Consider the following 19,954-nt stretch of genomic DNA (forward strand, 5'->3'; position numbering starts at 1 on the left):
CAATCAGGTCATCACAGACCCTAGAGAAAACATTTTCGATCCGGGACGATTTTCTGGCGGATGGTCATCTCAGGCTTCTGGCGGCAAACGGGGCTCGCCTCCAGGTCGGTTGCATCGCGGCGTTGATACACCTACAATGCCAAGGTCAACCGGATGGCTTTGAATGCCACTTACGCCGTCGTTGGCTTTCGGCCATGATTTTGAATTATCTTCGCAAAGGTTGCATTAGCGTACGAGACAGCAGGCGTAGGTCTAGCTGGGCTTCAAGATGACCGCCCTGCCAGAATTGGCACCAAAATGGATTCCAACTCTTCGAGCTTTACCGGCTTCACCACGTGGCCGTCAGCTCCTGCCGCATCGCTCGCCTCGCGGTCCTCCAAGCGTCCCCAGCCTGTCAGAGCGATTATAATCGGCCTCTTGTCGACGGGCTGCTTCCGGATTTCCCTCGTCGCTTGAAGCCCGTCGCAATCCGGCATGCCGATATCCATAAGTATTACATCGGGCCGGGCTTCTGTAGCTGCGGCGATGGCGGCTTCCCCACCCACTGCTTCGACAACTCGGGCACCTATCGTCTCCAAAAGCAAGGACAGGGCTTCCAAGGCATCAGCATTGTCATCGGCCACCAAGATCTTCAAACCACTTAGAGCGGACTTGCTAGATGCCCGATCGGTGGCTGTGCTTGCTGGCGCGTCCACCGCCCCCAGCAATGGCATTGTCACCGAGAAAGTGCTGCCACGGCCCACGCCCTCGCTCGACGCCTCTATGCTACCGCCTTGCAATTCCATGAGAGATCTTGCCAGGTGTAGGCCCAGGCCCAGGCCCCCTTTCGACGCCGAAAGCGAGCGCTCCGCCTGCGCGAAAATGTTGAAGACTTTCGGAAGTTCCGCGGCGGCAATACCGACACCATGATCTTCGACCGATACCCTGACGTGCGGGCCTTCAACGCGGCTTGTGATTTCAATCGACGATCCCTGGGGGGAGAATTTCGAGGCGTTTGCAAGAAGGTTGCCAAAAACCTGGCTTAACCGCGTGAAGTCACCCCATACAAGAAGACTTTCGTCAGGGATTCGCACGCTCACCCGCTGGTTCAAAGCTTGCAACATCGGGCTTACCGATTCCAGCGCAAGATCAAGGGCCTTCGATATCTCTACCGGACCAATATCCAGCGCGAGTTTGTTCCGGGTAATTCTGGATACATCCAGCAGGTCGTCCACCAGCCTCACCATGTGATTGAGCTGCCTCTCCATCATACCCCGCACCTTCTCTACGCCCTCGGAATTTTTGGGGCCGATTCGCATCAGTTCCAAACCCGTCCGGATTGGGGCCAGCGGGTTGCGAAGCTCATGTGCCAGTAATGCGATGAAGTCGTCCTTCTGGCGATCGGCGGCTGCGAGCTCATTCGCCTTGTGCTCCAAGGCGGCCTCCAATTCTTTTTTCGCCGTGACATCCTGCACTACGCCGAACATCCCTCTGGCGTTTCCCGCCTCGTCGTGGGTGGCCCGGCCTTTGGCAGCGACCCACACTTCACGCTCCCCATTCCTCACGCGGTATTCGGCGTCGTATTGTGTGCCGTCTTCCGCAGCGCTATCTACCTTGCGCTTGGCCATGCCGGCGTCTTCGGGATTCAAGAAGTTCCGAAGAGTCGCCCACGTAATCTGCTGGCCTGATGGTACTCCAAAGATTTCCGCAGCGCGGGGTGATAAATCGACGAGGTCGGTGGTCTTGTCCCAGCTCCAGTCGCCAAGTTGTGCTGCAGCTAGTGCCAGGGTGAGCCTCTCGGCGGTCGTCTTTTGCTTCCGGTTCGATCTCGCGCGTTCAAGAGATTCCCAACAACGGTTCACAACGATGCGGACCACGTCGACCTCATCCGGTGTCCACTGGCGGGGAGTTCGCTGGTGTACCGCCATCGCAGCGGTGAAGTTGCCATCCTTATGCAATGGCACGCAAACAACGGCGCGAATGTCAGTGGCCCGGTAGGCCGGGAGAAAACCTTCCACCCGTGAATCCACGTCAACATCGTCGACCACAAAGGGTTCGTTTGCGAGCATCTGCCGCACACACTGAGGGCCGAACGCGGCAACCTCCCACCGGCCTACGATGCTTTGAGCCTCGGGGCCATAGTCGCCGGTGATATCGAAGATCGACTCGTCTTCCACCACCGCGTACGCGCATCGGTCGACAGCGAGGAACTGCGCCAGCATGCGGGCGTTTGCTGCCATGATTTCTTCAGCGTCCGACAGATGCTGTGTTGCCATGGCCAGTTCGGCGAGGAACCGATGCCTGCGTTCACTCTCCAAGAGCTGCGCCTCAGTCTTGCGACGCGGGGAGATGTCGCGGAAAATGAGCACTCCCCCGAGCAATCTCCCCCCTCCATCCATAATGGGAGCGGCGCTGTCATCGATAGCAGTTTCGCAACCTGTGCGGGAGATCAAGACCGTGTGGTTCGCGAGGCCCACCACCAGATTTTCGGCCAATGCCCTCAGTACCGGGTTCGCAACCTCGCTACGCGAGGTCTCGTTCACAATATTGAACACCTCAGTAACAGATCGTCCCCGCGCGTCTTCCAAAGTCCAACCTGTTAGGTTCGAAGCAACGCCGTTCAGATCGGTTACCATTCCTTTAGCGTCCGTGGTAATAACTCCGTCTCCGATGCTACGCAGTGTAACCAGCAAGAGGTTTTTCCGGGCTTCGGCCAAAGCCCGGTGACGCCGCATGGACTCTCCTGCCGCGATAACAAAGCCGACCGCGACGGCAAAAGTGATTAAAGATACAAGTCGCGGTGCGCTGGTCCACCCGTCGCTCATGAAGAGTGCAGAGCAGATCAAATAGCCCAGGACAGCGGGAATGAGGCCGGCTCGATAACCAGCCATCCACACAGCAGCCGCCGCGGCGGGGAACAGGGTGACCAAAGTCAGGCGGTCCTCAAGCCATGGATGTAGCAGCCAGCGGCAAGCGATTGCGAGCGCTGTTAGGAAGAGGCCCACAAGAAGGCTGCGAGGGAGAGGGGCCGCAGCCCGGGGCTTCAAGCTCATGAGTTTCTGAGATAGTGTACCTTCAACCCAGATTTGCAACGGATGTCGATGCGGGGGGGGGGGGGGGGGGCGCGATTCGACCGGTAGCCTCCACCCCACGCCAAGAATGAAGGCCTACGGCGCTGGAAATTGCGATTTAGCTGAACCGCCACGCAACCAATCTGGCCAAGATTCGCGAGCGAGCACCCGAAATTGAACCGGCGGTTCCGAAGGATTGGTCGTCCCAATAGATTGGAGAGCTGTCAACCGTAGCACTTGGGAAACCTCTTCATGATCGCAGCGTTCAGATCCTCGATGCGGACGGGTTTTACCAAATGAAGATCGAAGCCGGCGAGGCGCGTTTTGGATCGGTCTTCCTCTGTCCCCCACCCGGTAATGGCAATTATAAATGCGTCTGGTGCGATCTTACGGATCTCAGAAGCTGCTTCAATTCCATTCATCACAGGCATTCCAATGTCCAGGCAGACCACCTGGGGCACCGTTTCCTTGGCCACTTCAATCGCCTGCTTCCCATCGTAAGCAACGGCTGAATCAAAACCTTCCGACTCGAACCAAAGGGCGAGGGTGTCGGCACTGGTCGTGGAGTCATCAGCAACCAAAACGCGGCACCGCTCTTTAATTATGGGCGTAAGGGTAGCGGCCAGCTGAGCGACAGACGAATTCGCTACGATAGGCAGGCGTATCCGGAACTCGCTACCCTGATTTTCCCCCGCGCTGCGTGCAACGACACTGCCGCCATGTAGTTCAACGATCGTGCGCACCAGAGTAAGCCCGATACCCAGGCCGTCGGTAGAAGCGAGCCCTCCTTGGTCAAACAAATCGAATATGGATTCCAGGCGATGTCCAGGAATTCCGCTGCCGTTATCGCGAACCACAAGTTCTAGAAGCCGGTCGCCCGTTGCTTCTGCTGCAAGCTCAACCTGTCCGTTTGGAGGTGTATATTTCGCGGCGTTCGTGAGAAGGTTTACAACTGCCTGTACCAATCGATGCAGGTCGCCATCGATCTCCACCAATGTCGGCGGCAACCGGAGTATCAGGCGGTGGCCTTTCGATTCAAGAAGAGGGCGCGTGGACTCGATGGCTGTTTCGAGCACTTCGGGCAACGCGAGCCGGTCCCGTCGGAGATGTATTTTGCCTGTGGTGATGCGGGATAGATCAACGAGATCTTCGATCAGCCGCGACATCAAACCGACCTGCCGCCGCAGCATGGAGGCAATTTGAATGACGCGACCCGTGTCATGCGGTGACTTGAGAATCATCTCGACCCCGGGTGCCATGGGAGCCAATGGGTTCCTAAGCTCATGGGCAAGCATCGCGAGGAACGTGTCTTTTCTCTCACTCGCCTGGATAAGCTCCAGACTTTTTCTCCGCTCGGTTAGGTCCCGCGTGATTTTGACAAACCCCCGATGCTCCCCTACTTCGTCGGTAACAGGAGTGATCAGGACGCTGGCCCAGAACCGCTCACCAGACTTTTTAATCCGCCAGCCTTCATCTTCGGCGCTGCCTTCCTTCAAGGCCCGCTGGAGCAGACCCCTTGGTATTCCAGAAGCGACAGCATCGTCGGGGTAAAAACGGGAGAAGTGTTGCCCTAAGATCTCCTCCGCTTCATAACCTTTGATTTTTCGCGCGCCCGTATTCCAACTAACCACGGTGCCACTTGGGTCAAGCATGAAGATGGCGTAATCAGCTACACTTTCGATTAGCAGCCTAAGCCGCTCTTCACTCTGGCGAAGAGCCTCCGTCTTCTCCTGACGCTCGGTAAGATCACGGGTGATTTTGAGGAAGCCCGCGACATGCTTGGCCGGCGTTTTGATTGCGGTGATCGTCACGCTGGCCCAGAACTTTCCGCCGCCTTTTCGCACGCGCCATCCTTCCGTCGCGAATTTTCCATGCGCGGCAGCGACTTCGAGCTCCTCTTCCGGAATTCTGGCAGCGACCTCTTCGTCGGAATAGAAGTTGGAAAAGGATTTTCCAACAATCTCCTCCGGCTTGTAGCCTTTGAGGATCTCCGCGCCGCAGTTCCAATCGAGGATCGTGCCGTCTTTCGACATCATAAAGATCGCATAATCTTCGACCCCGCCAACAAGCTCGTCGAAGTGCTGCCGACGTTCCAGCAGCCAAGTCAGATCTTCATCCCCGGTTTCAGAGATTTGTTCAGCGGTCATACTCGTAACTGCATCGCGGGGTGCAGGGGCGAGAACCCCTCTGAACCCCGTGAAATCCTGATTGCTCTAGAGAGTCTGACTGCTATTCCGCGGAGGCAGCCTCGATAGCCGAGGGCGTCAGAGCCTCCGCAAGTGAAGTAAGGATCTTATCGGTGTTGCCCTCCTCGTCCAGTGTGGTTTGGAGTATCTCTACGACTTCTTGCAGGCCGAGGGCTTCCGCCAATGCCCTAGCGGTTCCGTAGCTGGCGATCTCATAGTGTTCGACCTTCTGAGCGGCACCGATCAGCGCCAGATCTTTCACCGTTACATCACCCTCTTCATCGATCACCTCTGAACCTTCCTCGACCAAGCCTTGCATGGCCTTGCAGACTTTTCCCTTGGGGGTGATTTCCAGTAATCTGGCTACCTCTTCCAGTCGCCCCGCATGACCCTTGGTTTCTTCGAGATGCGTTTGAAAGGCCTCCTTGAGTTCAGTGGTTGCCGAAGCTTTAGCCATTTTGGGTAAAGCTTTGATCAGTTGATTTTCGGCGCTGTAGAGGTCCTTGATTTCTTGGGCGAGTAGGACGTTGAGTGAAACGAGTTTCGGCATGGTTCTGATTGGTTGGCGATGTCATCTTTCGCAGGAGGCATGCCGCATTGGATGGGTGGGTTTTCTTGCTGCCATTGGCAAATGCCTCTCGTAAAAGGACTTCGATGTTTGCAATTTGACAGCGCGGCAAGGCAATTTGCAAAGCTTGCTCGCCGTCTACCCCCGCGTGAATGTTTCCTATTCAACCCGTGGGCCAAGTCTGACCATAGGGTTCATGGCACACCGCGTGCAATTGCGCTCAACATATGACCATCGCAAGTTCGACCGACATTTTCTTCGATCAGCTCAAAGATCTGAAAAGCGCCACCGAACAGAGGATCGATACGTTGCCCGACCTGATTGGCTGGGCAAGCGACAGCCAGTTGCGGGAAACGTTACAGGACTGCCTGCACGACGCGCTGAGCAGCCTGCAGATCATCCTAACAATCTTCCAGGAACATTCCAAGCCGGCCGGGGACGACGTGTGCAAGGCCGTGGCAGGGTTGATTGATGGCGGCAACAATCACATCGAAATGGCCTCCAACGCTTCCGTGCGCGATCACCTGCTGATAGCGCACAATCTAAGGCTTGGCCATTACCTCCTGGCGGCAACTAGCTTCACGCTGGGGATGGCAAAGAGTTGCGGCTTCCCGGAAGAAGCCGAGCGGTTGGGCGAAATCCTTCAGCAGGAGGTGGCCTTCACCGCAAAGCTCGGCGATATCGCTTCCGGGTCGTTTGGCGTAGAACTTGGAGATGAGGCATGAAGCGCCTTTTCAAGAACAACGGCCTTTCGATCGTCCTGTTGTTCCTGTTTGTGGTGTTTTGGATTGCCCAATCGGTTGCGGGTTTTCACGTTTATAATAATGAGCAGGAACTCCACGGCGGCCCGCTCCTGTCTTACAACAAATATCTTTCCAGTGGGCATTTCTGGCAGGCGACCGGCGAAAACTGGGAGAGCGAGTTCCTTCAGATGGGGTTCTACGTTATCCTCACAACCTTTCTGTTCCAAAGGGGCTCGGCAGAGTCCAACGACCCTGACGAAGCGGAGGAGCTTGCTGCAAAACGCCGGAGAAGGCGCGGCAGCTGGCTCTACCGTAACTCGCTCTCGCTGGCATTCCTCGGGCTGTTTATGTTGGCGTTCATTGTCCACGCCCTGGGCGGCCTCCGGGAGAGCAACCAAGAGAGGTCGGAGCACGGTCAGCCAGCTGAAAGCATGGGTGAATTCCTCAGCGGGTCAGAGTTCTGGTTCCAATCCTTCCAGAACTGGCAGAGCGAGTTCCTCGCCGTGCTCTCAATAGTCGTGCTCAGTATCTTCCTGCGCCAGGAAGGGTCGCCCGAGAGCAAGGACGTGGAGGAGCCCAACTCCAAGACCGGTTCATGAAAGGAGGCTTGAAATGCTCGACGTGATCATCATCGGCGGGGGGCCAGCAGGATTGAGCGCGGCGCTTCTCCTGGGGCGATGCCGGCGTAGTGTGGCCATTTGCGATGAAGGAAGGCCTAGGAACGAGATGTCCCGAAGGGTGAACGGGTTTCTCGGGGCCCGGAAGGTTGCCCCCCGGGAGTTGCTTGCCATCGGACGGCTTCAGCTATCGGATTATCCGAACGTCACCTTTTTTGATCAGCGGGTGGAGGAGGCTTCCCGCGACGACCGCTACTTCAACATTGTTCTGAAATCAGGCCAAGAGTTGCGGTCACGCTCACTGATTGTTGCCACTGGCTTGATCGACCGGCTTCCGGACATTCCAGGCTTGGCTCCTTTATACGGTAAGAGCGTTTTCCCGTGTCCCTACTGCGACGGCTGGGAAAACACAGGACGCAAGCTCGGCGCATACGGTTCCGGGAGGGAGGGCGCTAACCTCGCGCTGGAACTCGGACTTTGGAGTGGGGACGTGTCGGCCTTCCTAACAGAACCCCTCGCCGATGAGAAACTGGCCCGGGACCTTGATCATCGCGGCGTTCAAGTCTATGAGACCGCTGTAACCGGGCTAATTACGGACGGAGGTTGCCTAACAGGAGTACACCTGATCGACGGCAGCACGGTGTCAGCGGAGTGGCAACGGGGCCTTTGCTGTTCTAGCATGGGAGGTGACCCTTGAAGAATTACACGCCTGCGACGGTATTTGTGTTGAACTCCACGTGGGACGTGAGGTGTGGCTTTCGACCCTTGAAGTCAGCAAGGACGCCCAGTTGAGGGATTTCCGGCCAACCAACGAAGACCCTTTCGAGACGGCACCTTCTTCTCCGCTCGCTGTGGATAGTTACCTTCGGTAGCCTGAGACCGGCGGTCGCGGGTGTTCTACTGTCGGCCGGAGAAGGTGTCCCCGGGCCAGCGACTGGAAGTTGTCGGCAACACCCTACCCCCCCCTACTCCGCCTCCGGCGGCGCAGTGTATGGCTACCATGGTTGCCCGGTTGCGTTTGGGTCGATCTGCGTTCCTGTTGCACGTAGCGGTCAGGGCGTCTGGCCCGCGCACCTTCCACACAAGGCAGATGAGAAACATCACTCCAGGCCAAATTGACAAGGATGAAGCCAAGACGGGCGACAACGAGCGCTCCACCTCTGGATTTGTCGCATCCCTGATGGACGATTTCATCAGGATTCCGGGGACCGACATCAGGATCGGCCTAGACCCGATCTTGGGACTTTTTCCGGGTCTGGGAGATACGGTCGCCTCGCTTGTAGGCCTAGCCATTATCAATGAAGCCGGTCGGCGGGGCGTCTCCCGGAAGATTCTGATCGCGATGGCACTCAACATTCTCGCGAATGCGGCAGTTGGTTCTGTTCCGGTGGTTGGCGACCTCTTTTCGGTCTGGTTCAAATCCAACCGCAGGAATCACGACCTGCTCCAGAAAGCCATATCAGCCCAAATGTCGCCTGCCGAGCGCGAGAAGGCTATTCGACACGCAGGCAGCTTCGCGATTCTCCTGATTGGTGGGGTGATTCTTGGAGTCGTCCTCATCATCATTGGCTGCCTCGCGCTGTTAAAGCTGATCATTGACTGGATGTCTGCCTGAGGCCGATATGATCTTTCCGGACAAGTTCTAGCTGCCGCGCGGTTTCCGGCTCACTACCAGCATGCCTAAGCTGTCCGAGGCCGTAAACCCGACGGTTCGCAGCCATCTGTGCATGGAATTCACCTGCATGATGCGACGCATGGGTTTGCAGAGAGCACATGCGGTCGTTCAAGTGCGGATCTTTTAATCGGCGCACGCCAACTTTATCGCCGGTCGCTCACCAAATCGGGAGGCAAGTTCCCCGCTTCACTCTTGGAACTGTCCTCCCCTTCAAAAGGGGACAGTCGCCAGTTGGGACCGCAGGTCCCTTACCGCGGACAGCTGGGTTGCGGAAACCGTCCCGCTTGGTGCAGTGTTCGCTATGCCCCCGAAGATCGCGCGTAGGCCGGGCGGTTGTTCAATCGAGACGCACATCGGGCGGAGGGGCTCATCTCCCATTCGACGTCGCGGGGAGCGCCATTCCATCTGCCGAAGAAGGCCTCGGCGACCTCGTGCTGCTCTCCATCCGGACTCTCGAATTCAGGACAACCTTCATTCGGAACAATAGGCCAGGTACGGGATACGTTCCAATCCTCGCTTCTGCGTAAAAGTTCCGGTGGGCACCGTGAACTTTGAACTACCGTTCGCGGACTGCTGTGATACCCCGCAGCCATGCAACTCCTCCTGCCCGCCCTCGCCGTCCTCGGTTCGTTCCTCACAAGCCCTGTTCACGCCGCCGTTTTGGCAGGCTGGAATTTTGAAACCAATACGCCCGCCGGTGTCGCCGGCTCGGCGGGTCCTATTGTGGGCGCGGAGATAGGTTCAGGAAGCCTCTCCGGGTTCCACGCTTCGGGCGCATCGGTATGGGAGACCCAGGTTGGCAACGGGTCATTCAATGCCCTGGGAGCTGACATGTGGACCGCCGGGGATTACTACCAATTTTCCACATCCTCGGTCGGATACAAAGATATTACCGTGAGTTTCGATCAAATCGGCACCGGGCGCTCTCCCCGTGATTGGCGATTCTCCGTTAGCCTCAATGGCGCGGAATTCTTCAATTTCGGCTCGCCATACTCCATCCAGCAGCACGCTCCCGGAAACCTTTGGAATCCCACCACGCCCCGTTCGTCGGGGATATCTTTCGACCTGTCTGCAATTGGAGCCTTGGACAACGCTACCACGATCTATTTCCGGCTTACGCAGGTTGGTACTGCTTCGGTTACCACCGGTATGGAGGTGGACGCCTCCGGCTTCGACCGCATTGACAATGTCATCATCAGCGGGATTGCGGTTCCGGAGTCATCCGCCGCGCTGCTGGGCGCGCTTGGTGCGGCAGGCCTGTTCCGCCGCCGCCGGGCGTAGTCTGGATGGTTCAAAATCCAGACGACAACCCTTGAAGGCTTTCTCCCACCTGGATGGATTGGTGTCCCTTGGGATCCTCGTGTTGGCACTACCCCGGCAACCGCATCGGGCAGCCCGCCTTGGGGCATTTGGACAGACCGTTGATCCGGTCACGCCGTCCATCCATTCCTTGCCAAGACCCACCGGTAACGATCGACCCAGTCGTCAGGGCGACGAACTGAGCCAGTGCTGGCAGCGCAAAGGCCGATTACAGCCCGGGGCGCCGCTACCTGCGGCGACGCATCAAAAACCCGATTAGACCGGCCGAAAGCAAAGCCGCTTGCGACGGTTCTGGAACGGATGTCCAAGCGGGGTTGTCGAACATTATCGAGCCTTCGAGATGGTTGAATCGGATCGAGGAAACGGGGGTGTCCGAAGTGAAGCCTAGGAAGCCTTCGTAGGTATCTCCGGCACTCGTGGTAAACGGCCCGCTGAGAGAGTCCGCTACGTTCGTCGTAACGGTTGCCAAGAGCCCTCCGTTCGAGTCGAAGAGCTCGAGTCCGACTCCGTCGGGATTCTGAGTTGGAGACCAGATGATCGAAATGCCAAATGCGGAGACTTGGGGGGTGAACTCGAAGGCTTTCGCCCCCTGAGGATTGAAGTAAATGACGGTGCCGGATAGGGTCGTCGCCGGTGGAACTGCGGACGCGGGGAGAGGATTGGCCAACGCAAATGGAATCGTGATCGAACCACCCGGATCGGAGACCTGGATGTGTTGGGTGCCGGTCTCCAAGTTTTCGAAGTCCCAAGATTGTTGGAAGGAGACAGTGGTTTCAAATGCTGCGCGATTGAGGAACGCTGAGACTGCGGCCGTTGCTCCAGACGGAAGGAGCAAAGCGGACGCGAGAATTGCGACACCAAGAGGGGGGAGCGTCATGTGTTCGATTGGATGGTCCCAGCGGGCTACCCCACCAAGCTCTCGCATTCAAGCAAAGTGTTGGTGGAGCAGGACCAAATCGAATTCTGGCTGGCTTTCGCAAGGCTGACAAATTGCTCGTGCGCACCGTTTCTCGTCGCCGTCCCCCGCCCATCCACTGCACCCATCAAACTCCGCGATTACGCTATGCTGGTGGAGCACCCGCGGAACCCAAACCGCCACCGCAGACGCAGATCGAGCTTCTTGTCTGGATCATCCGGCATCAGGATGGCGAAATCCTATCGTCGTCTCCCCGCGCGGAGGGTTTATCGTGGCCGGCCACGGGAGGCTCGCGGCGGCGCGTTGCTCGGTGGGGCAAAGGTGCCGGCGGACGTGCAGGCCTTCGAGACGGAGGTCGACGAGTGGGCCATCTCGCGGCGGACATGCGCGGTGGCGTGCCGAGAAGTATCGATGTAGGCCAGGCTCGCGCTGGATGGGTCCCGATGTAGCTTGTCCTCCGCTAGAGTAGACAGGGAGCCCGGAAGCGCCTGGAGGCCTGCTCGGCAACTACCACCGGGAGCCGCATGAGAGCGCAGGCGAGTTTATGGACAGAACGGGGTCAAAACCTCGCGGGTGCTGTTGCACACGGGGTGGACTTGCGGGTCCCGACCTCCCACCCTGAACCGGAGCTATTTCTGGGCGGGCAGGCTAGCTCCAGCAATAAGCGAATGACCATTCGTCCAGTTTCTTACGGCCGAACACGTGAAACACCCAAGTCCCGAACGGCCATGTGATATTCAGGGTCGCGTCCCCGGGCCCCACTGGGAAAGCGAGTTGGAGCAGGTGGACATAATCGACCATGGTTTCCACTGCCTGCGCCATTCCGAAATCCTTCTCAAAGTGAGGCCTGCCTCCGATTTTGTGGTGCTCGTAGGGATTACCCTCCCTCTCCGGGGTAACGTTTCCCATTACGAGAGCGCAGGGCGGGAACCCGCTCCATTCCGGTGACGAGGCACTCGTAGCGGTGGGAGGATGAACGACGAATTGGATGATCTTCTCGTCTTCGCCCATAAGCTCGAATGCCTTGTTATAAGGGCTCAGGTTTCCATCGCCGCTCATATCAAATGACGAGAACAAGGAGAGTTCCAGACCGTCTGCCAGCGGAACACTCAGCAGAAAGCGCGTGAAGGGATTGAGGACGGGTGGCAGGACCCCTTCTGGAGGAAAGCCGCCGAACCGAGGCCCGCCGCCCGGATCAGTAGAAAAGTGAAGGGGACGATATCGATTCTGTCCGTTGCTTTGAGCGTCGTTCCAAATCATCTTCAACCGTTTAGGTTTCGATAATCAGCGTGCCAAGACGTTATTACTCCCTTCTGGGGCCATAGCCATGGCAGCGACCCGTAGCTGTTGAGCCCTGCAAGGACAACTGCAAGCCGGAGGGGTTGCGATCTTGGGGATCTTCTGTCTTCCGGGCGGAGCAAGCCCTAAAAGCCCATTGTTGTCACTCATGATGATGGTTCGTTCCGGGTGGGTGGTGTTGAATCGGATACTGTGCGACTAGTGCGACAGGGTTTTTCATGACCACGATGCAGCTCAGGAGGCATGTTCAAGTCCTTCGGGGTTTCGCTGCGCTTCATTTCATTGGTGAGCGACGGGATCTGCATTCTTTTCGAATAGCTGGAAGCGAACAATGCGGCTGCCATCTTCGCCGAGGGGATTTCCGGCTTGATGCCACGGACACTCGTGATGAGGTCGTTCGCGCCGAAGCTGCCCGGGGCTCCAGTCCTGATCTGTCTTCCGGCATTGCGCCTCAACCCGCGTTCCTGAAATCGGCCTTCGCACTAACAGTGTCGTTTTCACTCACTGCCGACGTGGAGGCCGTATCTACCAGCTTCGCAAATAGGCGAGAACGTGGAAGAAATCGCGCAATCCAACATGGTTCGAAGGAGACCCCGCTCAGCTTGTTCATTGCGCGGGAGGATTCCGACATTGCGACGCGACGTGGACCAGAAAATGGCGCTAGGAAGATTATCAAGCTTCCATGTCGCCAGTCACTAAGGGCTGACCTGCAGCGGGTGCTTTCGGAACGGCAAGAAAGCTTCCCTCTCGATGTGGTAGGCGATCGCGATTATGAGTGCGACCACAAGAAGCGCGGCGGCCCCGAAGAAGAGCCCCCACCAGTAGTCAGCCGGGTCAGGATCCATAATTCCCGATGCCCCCTACCTGATGACTCGTCAAGCGAGAAGGAGCAAGGGAACGCCTTGGACGGCCGTTACATATCTCGCACAAATTCTTCCGCGGCCTGTCTGAGGGCAAACCGCGCTTCGGAGATGTAGTGAGCAGAAGGGAGATGCCTCATCTGCTCTCCGGGGACGATCGCATACAGCGTTTCCCAGCGAAACTTCCGGAGCTTTTCCACCACTCGCGGAGGAAGATCCAAGCTTTCTTCAATCGTGCGGGTAAGGGAATCGACGGCGGCGAAGATCTTCAGGTTCCCTACCTGATCGGCTGGGTCGACGGCATCCAACAACGCATCCAGAGCGGAGAAGTATTGGTTCATAGGCTCGGAGCCTGCGGCTTTCGATCGCTCTCCGCAAGCGTCACGCACGCCGTCCGGGCCCATGGTTGAGGCTCCATTTTCGGGCCCGCTTATTCGCTTCACCGTCAGGCGTCGGAGATGGGAATTCGTGCTTGAAAGGGTATGGCGTGTATGAAAATTGACGCGCCCATGAGGAAATCCACCGCCGACGAGGCTCTGGAAACAGCTCGTTTGAGTCATAAGATTTTGGAGCGCGCCATGCGCTCAGAGCTGACCCTGGCATCCAAATTGAAGGCAATCTCCGAGCAGGATATGGTCTCCGAAAGTATCGGGAAAAAACTCCTGGAGGCGGCCGACGCCGCTCAATCCAGGGCCCGGCAGTTGGGTGACATGTTGGATAGCGCACGAATCCTGCTGGCGACAGGCGGGCGGGGAGAAAGTTGGTGGCAGGGAGTCGCGAGACGCATGAGGGCCTTGCCGGAAGAGAAGGTCCGGGGCGACCTACTCCCGCCGCCGCATGCCTGACGACCGTCCTCGGGGAGGCGGGGCTTTTGCTCAGGTCAGTCAAATCCGCCCTACTGGGCCGGGCGGACAAGCGAGTCACTGCGCCCACCGGTCCGGAAAGTCGCCCACGCTTGGTTTTAAGCAACGGGTGGTTCCACCGTGTCCAAGACTGCAACGAAGTACGATTCCTCAATCGCAAACTGGAGCGAGAGACAGACGGCGTCCTTACGTCCAAAGGTCGAGCGCGCTGTCGTGATCCTCAACGAACATCGCATCCCTGAAGGCCTCAGGAACGACGCAGCGAGGGCTGTGCTACGGCATCCGTCGTCGCCCCTCGTGATGTGGCAGCCAAGCCCCGAACCCCGCACCGTCCTTCGGATCATCAATTCGGACCAGTCGGTCGATCTCGATGCTCACGCCTGCGAGGCCTTGGTTGATGCAGGGCTCTCGAAAGAGGCCTCCGCGGTATAAGAGGTGGAGCTGAGGGGGGCACCCCGTCCTGGAGTTGGTTCGCTGGTATGGCCCGAGACGCAATTCTAAGAGTACGGACGGGAGGACCCACCGTCTCGGGCCCTTCAGCAAGGCGGGAAGCTACGACGACCTCAACAGGTTTCGTAAGCGCCCGAGCGTTGGGGCCAGGCAGTGGCGAATCCTTGCCGTCGTCCCGACCATTGTTGGCTCTGGCGCTAAAGTGGCTGATCATCGGCTGGATGTCGGCCTGAGGTCGGGATGATCTCCTGAACGAATGCTAGCTGCCGCGCGGTCTCCGGCTCACTACCAGCATGCTCAATGATGGTAAGGGCGTCGTCTGTGCGGAGGCCCATGCGAACCAGCAACGAAGATGCGACGGTTCCGGTTCTCCCAACACCGGCAGCGCAGTGGAAAGCGAGAACAGTTGTCGGCCGCTGAAGGAGCATGATCATCCGGTCCAGCAGAGCTATGAACGCCGTTAGATCGTCTGGAACCGACCGGTCGTGAATCGGAAACTCCAGCCAGCGCTCGCGGAGCCCCGCGGCCTCCAAGAATTCCGGGTAGTCGGGAGCCTTTCGCTTCCTCTCCGCTTCCCCGGCCAGGCAGACCACCCAGCCCTCCGAGTTGCCCTTGGTCAGTTTCAGCCAGAACTCCGTGTGGAATTCGGCAGTTCTCCAGTATCCGGGCATCTCGGTCAGATACAGTCGGCCGGGGAAACGCGGAGGAAGGACAACGGGGCGGAAGGGAGATTCAGGCATCGGAGCGCCTAATACAACATGGGGCGCAAGCCGGGCTTCGGCTCTTTCCGCAAAGGCGCGAGCGCCGTAGCCCCGACGCTCTGATATACCCAAACGGAACCTTTACGGAACGCGGCAGAAAGGCCGTTCTTCCGAGGTTCTCGGGCCTTTCGCGGGCCTAAGGGGGCTACGAAAAGCGGAGCAAGCTTCGTAGGCCCCGAACTGTGTGGGTAGGTTCGCTACCCCTCGCCCTTGGCCCTGGCAAAAAAAAGGCGGAAACCCCTAGGCGGTGTCGCCGGAGGAACGGGCTTCGCTTTCTTCGGCCCTGCGGACCAAAGTGCTCAATTTTACTCCCAGCGCGTTTGCGAGAGCCTTGCAGACGAACACGGTGGGAATACGGTCACCCCGTTCAAACATAATCACGCCTGTCCTACCTACTCCGGCGACGCGGGAAAGTTGGTTCTGGGAAAGCTTCTGCCGCTCCCTTTCGGCACGGAATACTGCCCCCAGGCCCTTGGTGAATTCGTCTGGATCTTTCTGCTTCAAGAAAGATCTCAGCTAACGACGAACGAGCTGATCCGGGTATGTCCGAGAGAGGACATGGGTGTCCGAAAGCGGACAATGTCCAATTGACCGGAATTCTCCGGGATGTTGTAATTCCGGCGATGGCAGCCTCTTCCTCCTCCACCAAGTTCGCCTGTCCCTCATGCCGCAAACAGCTTGCTGCGCCTCTGGACGCCGTTGGCTCGCAGGTTGCCTGCCCCGGCTGTTCGACCCCAATTCTGGTTCCCGCCGCCAGGGCCAAGGAGGCCTCGGCGCTCCCGAAGCTGGCGGCGGTCGCGTTGGTCGTTGTCTTGAGCGTAGGAGCGTTCTCGATACTCCGGGGCGGTGACGGAGCGAGCGGGACGGTAAAGGCCTCCTCGGATGCGGACGGGGCGGCGTCTGCCCGCGGAGGAAGCTCCGAAGCCCCGAATCTGGCGGATCAGATCTACGGGAAGCCGATCAAGCGTTCCGGATCTTCGGACTGGGAGGTGGCGTTCGCCTACTACGCGAAGGCGCTTGGAGCTAGTCAGATCATGTTCTCCGCGCAGGAGCGGAAAGGGAAGCTCGCAATCCTCCCGGGGCGGCTAGTGGTCGACCAGGTCGGCGATGGCTTCATCATGGCGTCCCATACCGCCAGCCGGGAGCAGTGGGTGCTCCACCCAGACAACCCCCGTGCGCTGGATGACATCGCGCTGACCGAGGGAACCTCCATCGCGCAGCTGGTCGGCGTTTATGCAGGACCTGAGCAGATGGAGACCGTCGACGGCGCGCCCCGCCGGATTCCCGCAATGATCGTGTTCGGGATGCTGACCAGCAAGGGTTACCTGGACTTCGAAGCGCCGGGAACGGCCCGCGCTTCCGCCGAGGAGCTGAAACCCTACACTGACGCCCAAGCCGACCGGGAAGCGCAAGAGAAGGCCAAGGAAAAGGCAGAAGAGGCCGCACGAGAGGCGGAGCGGCAGGCCCAGCGGGCGAAGGACATCGCAGAGCTGGAGCAAGACCCGGCGTGGAACCCCAAAGCGAAACCGGCCGATAAGAAGCCGGAGAAGGCAGCGGAGCCGGGCGAAGACCCCGAGGAGGCATCGAAGCCGGCCAGCGAGGCGAACAATGACCTCGCGAAGGCTCGCGCCGATCTCGCGGCGGTGAAGTCGAAGATCGAAAGCGAGCGGAAGCGGCACGCCGACGCGCTCAATCTGATCAACACACTCACCTTGAACAAAACCAAGCCGGTCAAGGAAGGCTCTCCCGCTTACCACCGCTGCATGGAGGCATCCCGCATCATCGCGGAGGTGGAAAAGGGCGCGCCCGATCTAAAGGCCGAGAAGGCACACCTGGAGACGCTCGTCGGCGAACTTGATCCGGAAGTGCAGGAGTGATGAACGCAGCGATCACAATCCGGCGCGGCGACCGCCTCTACGGTCCGTATTCGCCCGACCAGATCCGGGAGATGTTGGATACCGGCTCCTTGGTGCTCGACGACGAGGCCTGGAGTGAGAGCGGTGGGCAATGGACCACGCTCAGCCATATTCTCGTGGTCGCACCAAATCCCTCAGGCAACGGCGAGACAGACATGCTTGAATCAATGCTGGGCAATCCGGCCGAGGGCGATTCGCTCCCCTTCGCCCAGGAGGCCGATTCGGGGATGGGAGACCGCGTCGCTAACATCCTGATGGCGGTCGGACTCATCGCGATAGCCGTGGGCACCTTCATTATCGTCCAGCAAATGGATGCGATAAAGGCGCGGCAAACGCAGGGTTCTACGCAAAGGCCCACGTCCCACTCTCCTTGAAACGGAACGGGGCATGTCGCCCAAACAACCGACATTGATTCACCAAGCTCCCCCAATCATGTTGCTCGCCTGTCTGCTCATCGAAATCGCGGTCCTGGTCATCCTGGCGATCATGGAACGGCAGCTTCAATACGTCGCGAACGTCGCCGCCGCTCTTGTCGCGGGGTGCTTCCTAGCATTCTACCAAGGCAAAGAATCGCTGGTGGTGAACCTGGGCGTTTGCGGCCTCGTCAGCTTCTTCGTCGTCATGGGGGCTACCATCTTGTGGTATGGAGTTCGCGTTACGGTTCTCTCGATCGGTAATCTCCCAGCTCTTGCACAAGCACTAGACATCGTAGCGATGCAAAGCGCGGTCGCCAGATCGTTGGCGGGAAAGCGCAGCAACCCTAACAGCTATGGGAACCGACGCGTGGCCGAGGAGGTGGTGCGCGCGCTGAAAGACAGAAGTTCGAAGGAGTGATTCGAAGAGGTGAGTGCTTTTTCCGCTCCGATAAGAAGGGGTTGTATGGGTCTGCTCCACGATTCGCGGCAAGCGCTCGGACGAATCGCCCGCATATCAGCATCGCCTTGGGACCTGCCCAAGAAAAATTCCCTCTGAGAGGTGGCCTCTAGGCCTGCGACTCGCTCGCGCTGAAAGTGAGGTCATATCAGAGTCCCTTGCTGGCATTGAGAGCAAGAGTTCATCGATTGGCGAGGTCCGGGGGCCCGTCAAGCGGCCGAATGCTCCCGACTTGCCGCGGTTCCCAGATAAAGAGGTTTTGATTCAGACTGACTGTTCCGGCTTGGCCAAACTATTCCTCTTGATCGGGTTGGTCGATACAAGCTCTAAAGATAGAATCCCAAATAGCGGCCATTCCCGACCAGTCGAGCCCTGCCTCCCCGACGCCGTCCTTGGCGGCCGCAATCTTCCGCGCAAATCGTTCTTCGAGCTGTCTTCTACCCATCAACTCACCCTGATACTTCTTGAGACATGGGTTGTAGCCCTTCCATTGGACCGGCTCCAGCTTTCCGTCGGTGCCCCTCAGAACATCTACGCCAAAGTAGAGCTCGATGCTACCTGCTAGGCCATTGACGTCCATCTCCACCTCCCCCTGTGGACCTACTGTCGGGTATGCCTCACCCACCGGAATACTGGGATATCTGAGGACCTTGAACCTTTCTGGCAACGCCACCACGTCTAAAGGCCGCAACGCTTCCTCAGCGGCAGTATCGTTGTCGAATATTGCGATCACTCTGTTTGCGATCTGCGCACCAACCAGTCCCTTCAACACGTGAACAAGATTCGATGCGCCACCTGCCAACCGCGGTTCATGAAAATCTAAGAAAGAGAAAAGAGGAAACAGATGAGGATACAGAACTCTCAAGGAGTCGCTAAGAAAAGCCGCATCAGACGATCCCTCCGTGAGGATCACAATCTTGGAATTCACAACGAATTCTCGCGAGATGCCGGCCTTAGCCAAGAGGGTCAATTGTTCCGTACCGTCATAGTAGCCAGCCGAGACTAACTCCGTGTAATCCAAAACTACCTCTACCGTCTCGGGGAACACCTCGATCAAACCACGTAGTATCAGACGAATATCGCAAAGCGGAAAGCCCCACAAAAAATCTTCAAAGTCGTCATCGAGGATGATCCGCTGAGCGGTGGACAGCGTTTCCTGCTCTTCCCGATCGCAATAGCGACTCCTGCCCGATGCGACAAATTCTCTCACTTGCTCCACCCAAAACTCGAAGGTGTAGTTCCGAAGAAAATCTTCAATCTGGTCATTCTCTAGCCAGTAGAATCCCGGTGCAAACCCTTCCTCAGCTAGCTGGTCCAGACTGGATGCCACCGAATGTTCAAAAGACGCCTGGGCAGCCCTCAAACTAAACCCCTGAATCTCCAGTCGATCCCTTAGCTTCGCCGCCTGGATCCGATACTCATATCCGGGTCCCGCGTCTTCGTCGTGGTCATCGTCGCTTGTCGTTTCCGTGTAGCCCTCATCATCGGACCATTTTCGCTTGTAAATGCGGCGGTCGCATTCCTCGAAGAAGGAGATTAGTTCGGGTGTCACATAAGACTTCATCGAAATGACAGAATGGCCGCCAATTTCCACGTCAGCATAGCTTCCCATTTAGCGGGGAGTCTGCGGGGCCAGGTTCTCAAGTCAATGGCAGGAATGGATGTTCGACCATCGCCAACGAAAAGGAGAACCCACCGCGAACAGAGCCGAACCCTTCTTGCAGATCTGTCGGGAGGCTAAGGTGCCGCTTTTCTCCGGCAATCTTCACCGGAGACACTCCTTTGAACTGGACGAAAGCATTGAACTTGGCTCGATAACGTGGCCTATCCGGAATACTTCCGTCACAACCTCGCCTT

Annotated in this window: 18 protein-coding genes; 9 read left to right on the forward strand and 9 right to left on the reverse strand. The window is 58.1% G+C overall.

Annotated elements, in window-relative coordinates; genetic code table 11:
- Window positions 1-263: 263 nt before the first annotated feature.
- The 3 genes from OJ996_RS05660 to OJ996_RS05670 all read right to left on the reverse strand — a co-directional run bounded on the left by OJ996_RS05660 (window position 264) and on the right by OJ996_RS05670 (window position 5,786).
- Window positions 264-2,804 (reverse strand): hybrid sensor histidine kinase/response regulator, encoded by a 2,541-nt coding sequence (locus OJ996_RS05660; RefSeq protein ID WP_264512088.1) that lies wholly within the window; start codon window positions 2,802-2,804, stop codon window positions 264-266.
- Between the two features lie 470 nt (window positions 2,805-3,274).
- Window positions 3,275-5,197: a PAS domain-containing hybrid sensor histidine kinase/response regulator gene (locus OJ996_RS05665; RefSeq protein WP_264512090.1), complete on the reverse strand. Its 1,923-nt coding sequence runs from the start codon at window positions 5,195-5,197 to the stop codon at window positions 3,275-3,277.
- A gap of 82 nt (window positions 5,198-5,279) precedes the next feature.
- A complete protein-coding gene (locus tag OJ996_RS05670) occupies window positions 5,280-5,786 on the reverse strand; it encodes a ferritin-like domain-containing protein (protein ID WP_264512093.1) in 507 nt (168 codons plus the stop codon).
- A gap of 245 nt (window positions 5,787-6,031) precedes the next feature.
- On the opposite strand from OJ996_RS05670, the gene OJ996_RS05675 reads away from it, so the two are divergent.
- From OJ996_RS05675 to OJ996_RS05695, 5 genes are all read left to right on the forward strand, one after another.
- Window positions 6,032-6,529: a YciE/YciF ferroxidase family protein gene (locus OJ996_RS05675; RefSeq protein WP_264512096.1), complete on the forward strand. Its 498-nt coding sequence runs from the start codon at window positions 6,032-6,034 to the stop codon at window positions 6,527-6,529.
- A complete protein-coding gene (locus OJ996_RS05680; RefSeq protein ID WP_264512098.1) occupies window positions 6,526-7,146 on the forward strand; it encodes a DUF6766 family protein in 621 nt (206 codons plus the stop codon). Before OJ996_RS05675 ends, OJ996_RS05680 begins: the two co-directional genes overlap by 4 nt.
- A gap of 13 nt (window positions 7,147-7,159) precedes the next feature.
- Window positions 7,160-7,861 (forward strand): NAD(P)/FAD-dependent oxidoreductase, encoded by a 702-nt coding sequence (locus OJ996_RS05685; RefSeq protein ID WP_264512100.1) that lies wholly within the window; start codon window positions 7,160-7,162, stop codon window positions 7,859-7,861.
- A 393-nt stretch (window positions 7,862-8,254) separates the two neighbouring features.
- On the forward strand, window positions 8,255-8,779 hold the full coding sequence (locus OJ996_RS05690; protein ID WP_264512102.1) for a DUF4112 domain-containing protein: 525 nt from the start codon (window positions 8,255-8,257) through the stop codon (window positions 8,777-8,779).
- Between the two features lie 651 nt (window positions 8,780-9,430).
- Window positions 9,431-10,120, forward strand: coding sequence for a hypothetical protein (locus OJ996_RS05695; protein ID WP_264512104.1), 690 nt, complete (start codon window positions 9,431-9,433; stop codon window positions 10,118-10,120).
- A 265-nt stretch (window positions 10,121-10,385) separates the two neighbouring features.
- Here the strand turns inward: OJ996_RS05695 and OJ996_RS05700 are convergent, their stop codons facing one another.
- The 3 genes from OJ996_RS05700 to OJ996_RS05710 form a co-directional block, all read right to left on the reverse strand.
- On the reverse strand, window positions 10,386-11,036 hold the full coding sequence (locus OJ996_RS05700; protein WP_264512106.1) for a PEP-CTERM sorting domain-containing protein: 651 nt from the start codon (window positions 11,034-11,036) through the stop codon (window positions 10,386-10,388).
- Window positions 11,037-11,723: 687 nt separating this feature from the next.
- Entirely contained in the window at window positions 11,724-12,335 is a 612-nt protein-coding gene (locus OJ996_RS05705) for a hypothetical protein (RefSeq protein WP_264512108.1), read from the reverse strand.
- Window positions 12,336-13,287: 952 nt separating this feature from the next.
- Window positions 13,288-13,638, reverse strand: coding sequence for a hypothetical protein (locus OJ996_RS05710; RefSeq protein WP_264512110.1), 351 nt, complete (start codon window positions 13,636-13,638; stop codon window positions 13,288-13,290).
- 105 nt (window positions 13,639-13,743) lie between these two features.
- Here OJ996_RS05710 and OJ996_RS05715 point away from each other — a divergent pair, with 105 nt between their 5' ends.
- Entirely contained in the window at window positions 13,744-14,079 is a 336-nt protein-coding gene (locus OJ996_RS05715; RefSeq protein WP_264512112.1) for a hypothetical protein, read from the forward strand.
- A 665-nt stretch (window positions 14,080-14,744) separates the two neighbouring features.
- On the opposite strand, the gene OJ996_RS05720 is transcribed toward OJ996_RS05715, so the two are convergent.
- The gene (locus tag OJ996_RS05720) at window positions 14,745-15,218 is read right to left on the reverse strand and encodes a phosphatase domain-containing putative toxin (RefSeq protein ID WP_264512114.1); all 474 of its coding nucleotides are present in this window, start codon (window positions 15,216-15,218) and stop codon (window positions 14,745-14,747) included.
- 330 nt (window positions 15,219-15,548) lie between these two features.
- Window positions 15,549-15,812 (reverse strand): helix-turn-helix domain-containing protein, encoded by a 264-nt coding sequence (locus OJ996_RS26540; RefSeq protein ID WP_425605548.1) that lies wholly within the window; start codon window positions 15,810-15,812, stop codon window positions 15,549-15,551.
- Window positions 15,813-15,931: 119 nt separating this feature from the next.
- Here OJ996_RS26540 and OJ996_RS05725 point away from each other — a divergent pair, with 119 nt between their 5' ends.
- From OJ996_RS05725 to OJ996_RS05735, 3 genes are read left to right on the forward strand one after another with little or no spacing between them, the layout of a single operon-like run.
- Window positions 15,932-17,185, forward strand: coding sequence for a hypothetical protein (locus OJ996_RS05725; RefSeq protein ID WP_264512116.1), 1,254 nt, complete (start codon window positions 15,932-15,934; stop codon window positions 17,183-17,185).
- Window positions 17,185-17,598, forward strand: coding sequence for a GYF domain-containing protein (locus OJ996_RS05730; protein ID WP_264512118.1), 414 nt, complete (start codon window positions 17,185-17,187; stop codon window positions 17,596-17,598). The genes OJ996_RS05725 and OJ996_RS05730 overlap by 1 nt, the downstream gene beginning before the upstream one ends.
- 58 nt (window positions 17,599-17,656) lie before the next feature.
- Window positions 17,657-18,058: a hypothetical protein gene (locus OJ996_RS05735; RefSeq protein WP_264512120.1), complete on the forward strand. Its 402-nt coding sequence runs from the start codon at window positions 17,657-17,659 to the stop codon at window positions 18,056-18,058.
- Window positions 18,059-18,389: 331 nt separating this feature from the next.
- Here OJ996_RS05735 and OJ996_RS05740 read toward each other — a convergent pair whose 3' ends face one another.
- Window positions 18,390-19,709: a HEPN/Toprim-associated domain-containing protein gene (locus tag OJ996_RS05740; RefSeq protein ID WP_264512122.1), complete on the reverse strand. Its 1,320-nt coding sequence runs from the start codon at window positions 19,707-19,709 to the stop codon at window positions 18,390-18,392.
- Window positions 19,710-19,954 lie beyond the last annotated feature (245 nt).

The organism is Luteolibacter rhizosphaerae (genome assembly GCF_025950095.1).
GTDB classification, from domain to species: domain Bacteria; phylum Verrucomicrobiota; class Verrucomicrobiia; order Verrucomicrobiales; family Akkermansiaceae; genus Haloferula; species Haloferula rhizosphaerae.